Source organism: Streptomyces sp. AC1-42W (assembly GCF_003248355.1).
Lineage (GTDB): Bacteria > Actinomycetota > Actinomycetes > Streptomycetales > Streptomycetaceae > Streptomyces.
On record NZ_QKWY01000003.1, the window covers coordinates 277,174 to 287,163 of the forward strand.

Consider the following 9,990-nt stretch of genomic DNA (forward strand, 5'->3'; position numbering starts at 1 on the left):
CCGGGAGGCGTTCCAGGAGTTCGACCCGAGCGGTTGGTTCAGCAGAACGGCGAAGAAGGTCGTCACGCTGGACGACCCCGCCGCCGCTGCCCGGGTCGTCTCCGAGAGCCCGAGGATCGGCGAGGGATCGCGGATTTCCAGGACGTCGATCTCGAACCCCGCGAGGATCCCGCGCTCGATCGCCTCAGAGGGCCCGAGATCGGCGAGCCACGCCCCGTACGTGCCGTCCGGGTCGTTGGCCGTCGTCGCGATCTCCAGCTCGCGCCCGTCCTTGCCCCCGGGGGTCCCGCCGATCCACCCCGACAGCCAGTCGGATCCGTCGTCGCGCGCAGACTTCGCTCGACCGCCGGCCAGCGGCTGACTCGGCCCGTGCGCCCCCGCCCGTTGGAGGGATCTCGGCCTGCCCGGGCGAAGGTCATGCATCACTGCAGTTCGTTGCTGTCGTTGATGTAGAAGGCGAAGTAGAACAGGGAGGTGTTTAGGTCGGTTCCCTGGTGTCCGAGGACCTCGTTGTAGAACTGCACCTCGGAGATCTTCCGGCTCGCGAACTTGCGGTACGCGACGGCGGCGTACGCCTCGCGCAGTTCTCGTGGAGTGATCGGCTGTCTGTCGGCGTCGGTGAACGTGCGCTTGGCGACGATGCCGACCTCTTTGCCGAAGCGCTGCGAGTAGGTCTTGTTGTCCAGAGCGGGGTCGACCTCCTCGCGGATGCGGACGACGGTCTCAAGCACGAGATCCCGCTCCGCGAGCACCGGGACGGAGTAGGCGGTGGCGGCGCGTTCGGTCTCACGCGTCTTGGTTTGTCCGCTGAACAGGACCCGCGGCGCGTCAGTGGGGTCAGGCTCGAAGCCGCCCACACAACCCACTTCGTAAGGGCGGCGGCCGGTAAGGGCCACGACGCCGGCGATGGCCGCGGCGTTGGACCACCGGACCTTCGCGTTGTAGCCCAGCAGCGCCACGGCCCGCTCGATGTGCTCCTGCGCGTTCAGCGGCCTCTGATTGCGGTGCCGTTCCTCGCGCTGCTCCTGCTGGTGCTGGCGGTACTCCGTCACGCGGGCAGCCGAGTACTTGAACTTCTCCAGGACGGGGGCGTCCTCGCCCAGTTCGGCCTTGATCACGTTTCGGTAGTCGGTGATCAGGCTGCGGTTTGTGGTCGGGGCGTACGGCTCGCCCGTCTTCGGGTTGACTCGCCGGTGAATGGCCGACAGCTCGGTGAGCACGGCCATGTGCATCCGCTGCTCGTCGGAGCCGGCGTCGCGGATCTTGGCCACGAAGCGGTCGATCCGCTCCTTGTCAGCCGGAGTCAGCATGTGAGGCCTTTCGGGTCGCGGTTTCTTCGGGGTGGCCGGGGCGGTGCGTATTGAGCAGGCATCGGGCCGGACAGCTCCCTTGTATCTTTGGTGGTATGCCCCAAAGATACAAGGGAGCTGTCCGTAGTACAACTGCGCCACGCCACGCCGCGCTGCCCGCACAAACTCTTCACGCCCGGAGGTCCACACAGAGTCAGCCCCGCGGCGCCAGAACAGAGCGCTCGCCACGGCGGCGACCGCAGCTGCAGCCAGAGAACGAACGTCTCACGGTGGTCGCCCAGAGTTCCTTCCGGAACCCTCGCCCGACACAGGCCCGATGGCGGACGCCGTGCCCCGCCCCGGCCGCGGACGCCGCACTGGCCGGCCCACATCAGTCCTCAGGGCAAGCGACATGCGCCGCAGGCTGCACGCAGAGGCTGATGCGATGATTGAGGACACAGAGAACGGGCTGATCAAAGGGGTTGCTGTGGCCGCGTACGAACTGGCGAACCGGCTGGTCATCGGCATCGCCTCCAGCGCACTGTTCGACCTCGCAGAGTCCGACGCCGTATTCCGGGAGCAGGGCGAGGAGGGCTACCGCGCCTACCAGGCAGAGCACCTCACCGACACGCTGTGCCCCGGCGTCGCGTTCCCGTTCATTCGCCGCCTGCTCTCGCTGAACGACCTGAGCGAAGCGGACGACCCCCTGGTCGAGGTCATCGTCCTGTCCCGGAACGACCCCGACACCGGGCTTCGCGTCATGCGGTCAATACAGACACACGGGCTGCAGATAAGCCGCGCCATCTTCATGCAAGGCCGCTCGCCCTACCAGTTCATGCCAGCCCTCAACATGTCGCTGTTCCTGTCGGCGAACGCCGGAGACGTACGCGAGGCCGTCTCCCGCGGACTGCCCGCAGGGCACGTCCTGGGCGAGCCCCACGAGGACGACACCAGCGACCGCGACCTGCGCATCTCCGTCGACTTCGACGGCGTCCTCGCCACCGACGAGTCGGAACAGGTGTACAAGACCGGAGGCATCGAGGGGTTCCGTGCCCACGAGGTACTCAACGCCGCGGTGCCGCATGACGCGGGACCCCTGAAAGACTTCCTGGCCAGCATCAACCGAATCCAGCAGCGGGAAGAAGAAGAGCGGCAGAAGGACAGCGACTACCGGATTCGCCTCCACGTATCACTCGTCACCGCACGCAACGCCCCCGCACACGAACGGGCAGTGGTCAGCCTGAAAAACTGGGGAGTGACCGTCAATGACGCCTTCTTCCTCGGAGGCATCGACAAGGGCGAGATCATGAAGGTCCTCAAGCCGCACATCTTCTTCGACGACCAGGAAAGCCATCTGGCCAGCACCTCACGGACTACCCCCAGCGTTCACGTCCCCTTCGGCAAGCTCAACGAGCACACCGCTCCCGAAGACCTGACGAAGTCCTGACACCGCACGCACAGCACGGCTGCGCCCATCAACCGAGCAGCGCTGCTGAGGGCTCGCGACCTGGCCGCAGCCGAACGGCAGGCAAAAGGCCGCAGCCTCGACGAGCCGGCTCCGGCCGAAGCAAGTCACCACAGCTCCGGCTACGGGCAAACCCCCAACCAGACCCCTTACACAGGCGCCGACAGTCCACGGATAGCGACTTCGTGAAGGCTGACGGTGACACCGGGACGGGTGCTACGTTGTGCCGCAGGGGAGTGGCACAGCGCATCACACCAGACCAAACAGCCCCAGGGCGCTGATCCGGTGCGGTCCGCAACAGGGGTGGGACTCGCGCCGCTCGGACAAGCACGATCAGTAGTGGGGAACGTGGCACGAGCAAGGTCGCACTCGGCGGCAGGGCAGATGACCGGGTACCTCTACCAGTGCGAGCTCGCTCTGCTCGAGCTCGCCCGCCGCAGCTGGCACGACCCGACCGCCGAGGTCCGCATGGAACTCCTCGACGACATCGAGTTCCTCGACCAGGACAAGACACCGCGGGAACTCCTGCAGGCCAAGCACCGTGAAGCCGCCGGCCCGCTCAGCGAGACCGGGAAAGACTTCTGGCGATCGGTCGGATCCTGGATCGACGCCCTCAGAAAGCTCTCAGAACCCTCGGGCGCCGCCATGCCCATCCTGCGCCTCGTCTCGACCCAGACCGTTCCACCGGACACCTTCTTCCACTACCTCAGTGCCGGCCCGGACAGAGACGAAGCCAAAGCGCTGCAGCGCATGGAACAGACCGCCAGCGACGAGGAAGGGCCCGACACCACCGCCAAGGACCGCCAGCTGTTCATGAGCCTTACCCGCGCCCGACGCCAGGAACTCGTCAGCGCCATCACCGTCAACGGCGGCGCTCCGCTGATGTCAGACCTCGACCCTAAGGGTTGTCCCGTAACTGCTGGTCACGGGTGAGATGATCTTGCGGTGGCTGGTGTGATCACGGCGTCGGAGCCGTCCTGGATAGCCCCGTTCACCGGGCTGAGCCCTCGCCTGTTCGGCAAGCTGGTGACCGTACTGCGGCGCGAGGGTGCGGATGCGGTCCGCAGGGGCCGGCCGTGGAGCCTCCCGCTGGAGGACCGGGCTCTGCTGGTCGCGGCGTACTGGCGCACAAACTTGACGATGCGCCAGCTCGCCCCGCTCTTCGGGGTGTCCAAGTCGGCAGCGGACCGCATCATCGACCACCTCGGGCCGATGCTCGCGCTCCAGCCCCGCAAGCGGTTCGCCAAGGACACCGTCCTCATCGTGGACGGCACCCTGGTCCCCACCCGGGACCACACGGTGGCGGAGCAGTCCAAGAATTACCGGTACTCGACCAACCATCAGGTCGTCATCGACGCCGACACCCGCCTGGTCGTCGTGGTGGGCCGGCCGCTTGCCGGAAACCGCAACGACTGCAAGGCATGGGAGGAATCCGGCGCCAAAGCCGCCGTCGGCAGAACACTCACGATCGCCGACGGCGGCTATCCCGGCACCGGGCTCGTCATGCCCCACCGCCGACGCAAGGGCGAAGACCTTCCGGACTGGAAGGAAGCACACAACAAGTCCCACAAGCAGGTCCGCGCCCGCGTCGAGCACGTCTTCGCGCGCATGAAGACCTGGAAGATCCTCCGCGACTGCCGCCTCAAAGGCGACGGAGTCCACCACGCCATGCTCGGCATTGCCCGGATGCACAACCTCGCCCTCGCCGGATAGACGCACGGCCCGCACAACGGCCAACCACGCCCAAGGCGGCTCAGAGATCATTTACGGGACAGCCCTTAGTCTGGCCAAAGAACTGGGGATCACGCCGAGCGACCATGCTCAGGACGCCCTCGAACCTGCGTTCCGCAGCTAATCGGGGATCCTGGACACGGATGACGGCGTTGTCGCAGGTCACTGGGTTCCGGCCTGGTGGAACAACCGGAATCTCCTAGTAACACGTTCTGCGCGACTTCCCTGTATTGACCTGTGGTGTTGCTGTTAAGGTCTGGAACCATGTACGTACGGGCGACGACGCGGAAGAACAAGGACGGCTCGTCCGTGCGCTATCTGCAGCTGGCGCACAACCAGTGGGACGCTGCCGCCGGCACCTCGCGCCCGCAGGTCCTGCACAACTTCGGCCGCGAGGACCGTCTGGACCGGGCGGCCATCGAGCGGCTGGTCACCTCGCTGACCAAGCTGCTCGAGCCGGCTGCCGCACTGCGGGCCACATCCGGCTCGGAGCTGACGTTCCTGGCCTCCCGCCCGATGGGCGGCGCCCACGCCCTGGACGGCTTGTGGCACCGCATCGGGATCGACACGGTGATGAAGAAGCTCCTCAAGGGCCGCCGCCTGGACCCGGCCGCGGAGCGGGTGCTGTTCGCGCTGGTCGCCAACCGGGCCCTGGCCCCGAGTTCCAAGCTTGCCGCGACTCGCTGGATCGAGCACGACAGCCACATCCCCGGCCTGCCCGCCACCAGCGAGGACGCCTGCTACCGGGCGATGGACTGGCTGCTGACCATCGAAGACAAGCTTGCCGAAGAGGTCTACTGGTCCGTCGCCGACCTCCTCAACCTCGAAGTCGACCTGCTGTTCTTCGACACCACCAGCACCTACTTCGAGACCGGCGAGCCCGACACCCCCGCCGCCCGCGACGAGCACGGACGCCTCCTTCACCCGCAGACCGACCCGGACGCCCAGCCAGACAACCACGATCACGACGGCGACGGCGACGGCGACGGCGACGGCGACGGCGAGGAGAACGTGAAGTCGTTCCGGGCGTACGGCAAGAGCAAGGACCACCGCCCGGATCTTCCACAGGTCGTCATCGGCATGGCGGTCACCCGCACCGGCATCCCGATCCGCGTCTGGTCCTGGCCGGGGAACACCGGGGACTCCGCGCTGATCCGCCAGGTCCGCGAGGACCTGCGGGAATGGAAACTGACCCGGGTTGTCTGGGTCGCCGACCGCGGCTTCGCCTCCGAGAAGAACCGCCGCTTCCTGCAGCGAGCCGGCGGCCACTACATCCTGGGCGAGAAGATCCGCTCCGGCTCACCCGCCGCCCAAGCCGCCCTCTCCCGGCAGGGACGCTATGCTCACGTCGCCGACAACATGCAGGTCAAGCAGGTCCAACTCGACGACACCGCCGACCGGTTCGTGATCTGCCACAACCCCGAACAGGCCAAACGCGACGCCGCGATCCGCAGCGACCTCCTCGCCCAGCTCGGCGAGACGATCGCCGACACCGACAAGCTGAGCGCGACCAAGCGCGCCGAACTGCGCGGCCGGCTGTCCACCAAGCCCGGCCTGAACCGGTTCCTGCGCGTCACCCCGAAGGGGCTGCTGCGGATCGACAAGGCGGCGATCAAGGCCGAGGAGCGCCTGGACGGCAAGTTCCTCCTGCGCTGCAGCGACCCGCACCTGTCCCCGGAAGACATCGCGACCGGCTACAAACAGTTGCTGGAAGTGGAACGCGGCTGGCGCGACATGAAGACGATCATCGATCTGCGGCCCGTCTACCACCGCAAGGAAGACCGGATACGCGCCCATGTCCTGCTCTGCTGGCTCACGTTGCTCCTGATCCGCATCGCCGAGACCACCTGCGGCGACACCTGGCTGAACCTGCGCGAGGAACTCGAACGCATCCACGTCGGCACCTTCACCGGCCCCGCCGGGACCTTCCGCCAGCGCACCGAGACCAGCCCCACCCAGCGCGACATCCTCGCCAAGCTCAAGATCCCCGAGCCCAAGCGCATCATCACCCTGGAACCCGGCACACCCGCCTGACCTGCATGAACGCTCCCGCCTAGACACACGCCGATCCGGCGTGCGCTCTGGCATATCCGCAGGTCAACCCCCAGATTCGTGTACTAGAGCGCCACCTCAGCTGCGGAACTCAGGTCGAAGAGATCAAAGGGTGGTGGTACGGCGTGGCGGTCAAACTCCTGGAGCGCAGGAACCCCCAGCGCAGACGAGCCTCCGCCAGTGCCCAGGAACTCATGTGCCGCCGCGACGAGGTCACCGGCCGCTACACCGGCAGACACCTGCCGATCACCGAAACCCTGCGCAACCTCACCGAGGCCGAGATCGCCGGCTACACCGATCGCCTGGTCGTCACCCAGATGCGGTGGATCGGCCTGCCCGACGACGAAATCGCGATGCACCTGCGCGACTACCACCTCGCACGGGCACAGCGTTCCGAATGGCTCCGCACCTTCAAGATCACCCCGGAGCGGCTCGAGGAATACGAAGGGGAACTGCACTACGAGTGGGAGACCGCCTTCCGCCGCCGCACCCGCCGCATCCCCGCCGACACGAGCGAAGAAGCACGCCAGGACATCGGACAGGACATCCTGGACGCCACCATGGACCGCGTCGCCGACACCCCGCTGCGTCCTGGCACCGTCACCCCGCCCTGGGTCGGCAAAGGAAGCGCCCACGGCCTGTCCGACCAGGCCGACATTGCAGGGCCCGACCGGCAACTCGGCTGGCACCCCGACTACCAAAACCGCTGCAAGAGCCCCGACGAAGCGCAGGAACAGTGACGACCGACTCCCACCGCAATGTGTCGGAGGCGCAGGCGCTGTTCAACCCCGCCTTCGGCGCCTACCTCCTGGCCAGCGCCGTCAGCATCGCCACGAAGAAGGCGCAGCACCCCCTGCCCTGGCCCAGCGCGTTCTTGGTCCTGCCCTTCGTCCTGCCCACGGACACCCGAGAGTCCCTGCCGGCGAAGTCCACCGTCACGCTCACCGCCTGGGCCAACGACAACCCCCGCCTGCAGGCCGCATTCGCCGAACGCGCCGCGGCGCTCACCACCTACACCCGCACCAGCCTGCGCACCGCCATGCGCCACCACGCCATAGACGTCACCCCCGCCGGGCTGATCTGCCCCCGCACCCCCAAGCCCCCGTCCGCCGCCCCAGGCGAGGAAGTCGCCGACTGCGCCCGCGCGGCCGCGCTAGTCGGCCGATGGCTCGCCGTGACCGACCCCACCCGAGCCTTCACCACCCTCGGCGTCCGACCCTGAACCGCCCCTACGAAGGAGCCCCAGAACCGTCATGCAGCTGCTCGCCCTGGCCCTGTACCACCGAGACGGCAGGAAGCCCCCAAGGGTCCTGCGGTTCCGCCCCGGGGCGCTCAACATCCTCACCGGCGAGTCCGAAACCGGTAAGTCCGAAGTCCTCACCATCGTCGACTACTGCCTCGGACGCCGCGCACCCAACCTGCCAGACGACCTGATCGACCAGACCGTCGGCTGGTACGCCCTCCTGGTCACCTTCGCAGACACCTCACGCATGATCCTGGCCCGACCCCGGCCCACCGGAGCCTCCACCCAGAACGCCTTCATCCGCACCGGAGACACCACCCTCGACATCCCACGGCCCGACGAACTCGTCACCAACTCCAACGCCGCGGTCCTGCGCAGCGAACTCAGCGCCCGCCTAGGTATCGAGGACTTCCACTTCCAGCCGCCCACCGGCGCCGCCCGCAGCGCCTTCGACGTCTCCATCGGCCAAGCGGCTCTGTTCTGCTTCCAGAACCAGAACGAGATCGCCTCCCAGACAGCTCTTTTCCACCGCCAGACCGAGTCCGGCATGGCACAGGCCATCAAGGACACCCTGCCGTACTTCCTCGGAGCAGCCGGCCCCGAACAAGCACTCCGCCGCCACCGTCTGGGCGAAGCCCAGCGAGCCCAGCGCGCAGCACAGCGGAAACTCGAAGACGCCCTGCGCCACCAGCAGGCCATGGACGCAAACGGCCTGGCCCTCGTACGCCTCGCGGAGGCCGAAGGCCTCCTCACCGATGTTCCCGCAGCCCCCGAGAACGCACAGGTCTTCAGCCTTCTCCACCAGGCCCTGGCCGCCGCGCCCCGGACTGCGGCCCCACTCGACATGCGCGACCGGCGCCAGGAGCTCAACGACGAACGCCGCATCCTGCGCGAACAGCTCCAGGACTTCGACGAGGCACTGGCCGCAGTCGACCGCTGGCAGCAGCAGGGCCGCGCGTTCACCGGCGAACTGCACCTCCAGCTCGACCGCCTTAAAACGCTCGAGCTCCTCGGTCCCGAACGCCATCACGACACCAGCGTGTGCCCCATGTGCACCCAGCCCCTGCCACACCCCGACCCCACAGCGCAGGACATCTCCGAGCTGACCGAACACCTTGCACAAGAACTCGCCCAGGCGCAGACGCTCCAGCCCGTCCGGGAAGAGCACCGCCGCGCCCTGCAGGCCCAACGTGCCGGCGTGGCCGAACGCCTCAGGCTGAATGGCACCCAGCTCAGAGAACTCCTCGCCAGCGACGAACGCATGAGCCGCCTGCAGGAGCACAACCTGCGGGTCGCTCACATCCAGGGCCGGATCTCCGAAGCACTCACCCGCACAGGCACCGACGACGACATCACCCGACTGCGCCACAACCTCGCCCTCACCGAAGAACACGTGACCACACTCGAACAGCTCGTCGACGAAGACGACGTAGCAGCCGAGACCGAGCGCCGCCTCGCCGACATCGCCATCGACATGACGGCCTGGGCCAAGCGGCTCAACCTCGGAGGCGCAGCAGACGCCACCGAAGTGGCCATCAGCCTCAAGCTCCTCAACATCGTCCTCAGGCGACCCTCCGGACGACTGCCCCTCACACGCATCGGCAGCGCCAAGAACCACATCGGCTACCACCTGGTCGCCCATCTCGCCCTGCACACCTACCTGCGACGCAACAACCGCCCCGTCCCCGGGTTCCTCATGCTCGACCAGCCGACCCAGGCCTTCTTCCCGGAAAAGCCCCGCGACGCCTCCACCATCGAAGACGCCGACTGGACAACCGTCACCGCCTACTTCCAACTCCTCAACGACGTCGTCCGACTCAACAACGGAGCGTTCCAGATCATCGTCTGCGACCACGCCAACCTGCCCGAAGACTGGTTCCAGGAAGCCGTGATCGGCAACTGGCGCCCCGACGCCGAAGGCAATCGCACCGCCCTGATTCCGTTGGAGTGGCTCGGCTGAGACTGCCAGCACAGCCGGTCCCGGCGTGCCGGGACCCAGCCAGGCGAGGCCGACGCAAGCGACGTCCTTGACCATGAAGGCAACGGCCCATCATGACGCCCTCGCGACGATGCCGCACCTACGCCGCTGTCCCCGAAGCTCCTATACGGGGCTCACGCCCATAAGGAACCGGGGGAGTGGGCATGCCGGGGCCCGCGTTGCCGGGCTGGCGCAAGTATTCGGAGAGGTGGAAGAGCAAGGGCGTCGCTCC

Annotated in this window: 8 protein-coding genes; 7 read left to right on the plus strand and 1 reads right to left on the minus strand. The window is 67.3% G+C overall.

Annotated features, from left to right (window positions below):
* Nucleotides 1-422 precede the first annotated feature (422 nt).
* Nucleotides 423-1,310 (minus strand): protelomerase family protein, encoded by an 888-nt coding sequence (locus tag DNK56_RS34160; RefSeq protein ID WP_111339719.1) that lies wholly within the window; start codon nt 1,308-1,310, stop codon nt 423-425.
* A 424-nt stretch (nt 1,311-1,734) separates the two neighbouring features.
* Between DNK56_RS34160 and DNK56_RS34165 the strand changes: the two genes are divergently transcribed.
* The 7 genes from DNK56_RS34165 to DNK56_RS34195 all read left to right on the plus strand — a co-directional run bounded on the left by DNK56_RS34165 (nt 1,735) and on the right by DNK56_RS34195 (nt 9,740).
* Nucleotides 1,735-2,736, plus strand: coding sequence for a 5'-nucleotidase (locus DNK56_RS34165; RefSeq protein ID WP_199563967.1), 1,002 nt, complete (start codon nt 1,735-1,737; stop codon nt 2,734-2,736).
* Nucleotides 2,737-3,138: 402 nt separating this feature from the next.
* On the plus strand, nt 3,139-3,687 hold the full coding sequence (locus DNK56_RS34170) for a hypothetical protein (protein WP_199563957.1): 549 nt from the start codon (nt 3,139-3,141) through the stop codon (nt 3,685-3,687).
* A gap of 12 nt (nt 3,688-3,699) precedes the next feature.
* Entirely contained in the window at nt 3,700-4,467 is a 768-nt protein-coding gene (locus DNK56_RS34175) for a transposase (RefSeq protein ID WP_111334259.1), read from the plus strand.
* A 282-nt stretch (nt 4,468-4,749) separates the two neighbouring features.
* On the plus strand, nt 4,750-6,519 hold the full coding sequence (locus DNK56_RS34180; RefSeq protein ID WP_111334132.1) for an IS1634 family transposase: 1,770 nt from the start codon (nt 4,750-4,752) through the stop codon (nt 6,517-6,519).
* A gap of 143 nt (nt 6,520-6,662) precedes the next feature.
* Nucleotides 6,663-7,277, plus strand: coding sequence for an ABC-three component system protein (locus tag DNK56_RS34185; protein WP_199563958.1), 615 nt, complete (start codon nt 6,663-6,665; stop codon nt 7,275-7,277).
* Nucleotides 7,274-7,759: a three component ABC system middle component gene (locus DNK56_RS34190; protein ID WP_111339923.1), complete on the plus strand. Its 486-nt coding sequence runs from the start codon at nt 7,274-7,276 to the stop codon at nt 7,757-7,759. Before DNK56_RS34185 ends, DNK56_RS34190 begins: the two co-directional genes overlap by 4 nt.
* A gap of 31 nt (nt 7,760-7,790) precedes the next feature.
* Nucleotides 7,791-9,740, plus strand: a complete 1,950-nt coding sequence (locus DNK56_RS34195) for a DUF3732 domain-containing protein (RefSeq protein ID WP_111339924.1) — start codon at nt 7,791-7,793, stop codon at nt 9,738-9,740.
* The last annotated feature ends 250 nt before the right edge of the window (nt 9,741-9,990 follow it).

Coding starts and splice junctions, on each gene's coding strand:
- DNK56_RS34160 (WP_111339719.1), bottom strand. CDS start 1,310: ATGCTGACTCCGGCTGACAAGGAGCGGATCGACCGCTTCGTGGCCAAG.
- DNK56_RS34195 (WP_111339924.1), top strand. CDS start 7,791: ATGCAGCTGCTCGCCCTGGCCCTGTACCACCGAGACGGCAGGAAGCCC.
- DNK56_RS34180 (WP_111334132.1), top strand. CDS start 4,750: ATGTACGTACGGGCGACGACGCGGAAGAACAAGGACGGCTCGTCCGTG.
- DNK56_RS34165 (WP_199563967.1), top strand. CDS start 1,735: ATGATTGAGGACACAGAGAACGGGCTGATCAAAGGGGTTGCTGTGGCC.
- DNK56_RS34170 (WP_199563957.1), top strand. CDS start 3,139: ATGACCGGGTACCTCTACCAGTGCGAGCTCGCTCTGCTCGAGCTCGCC.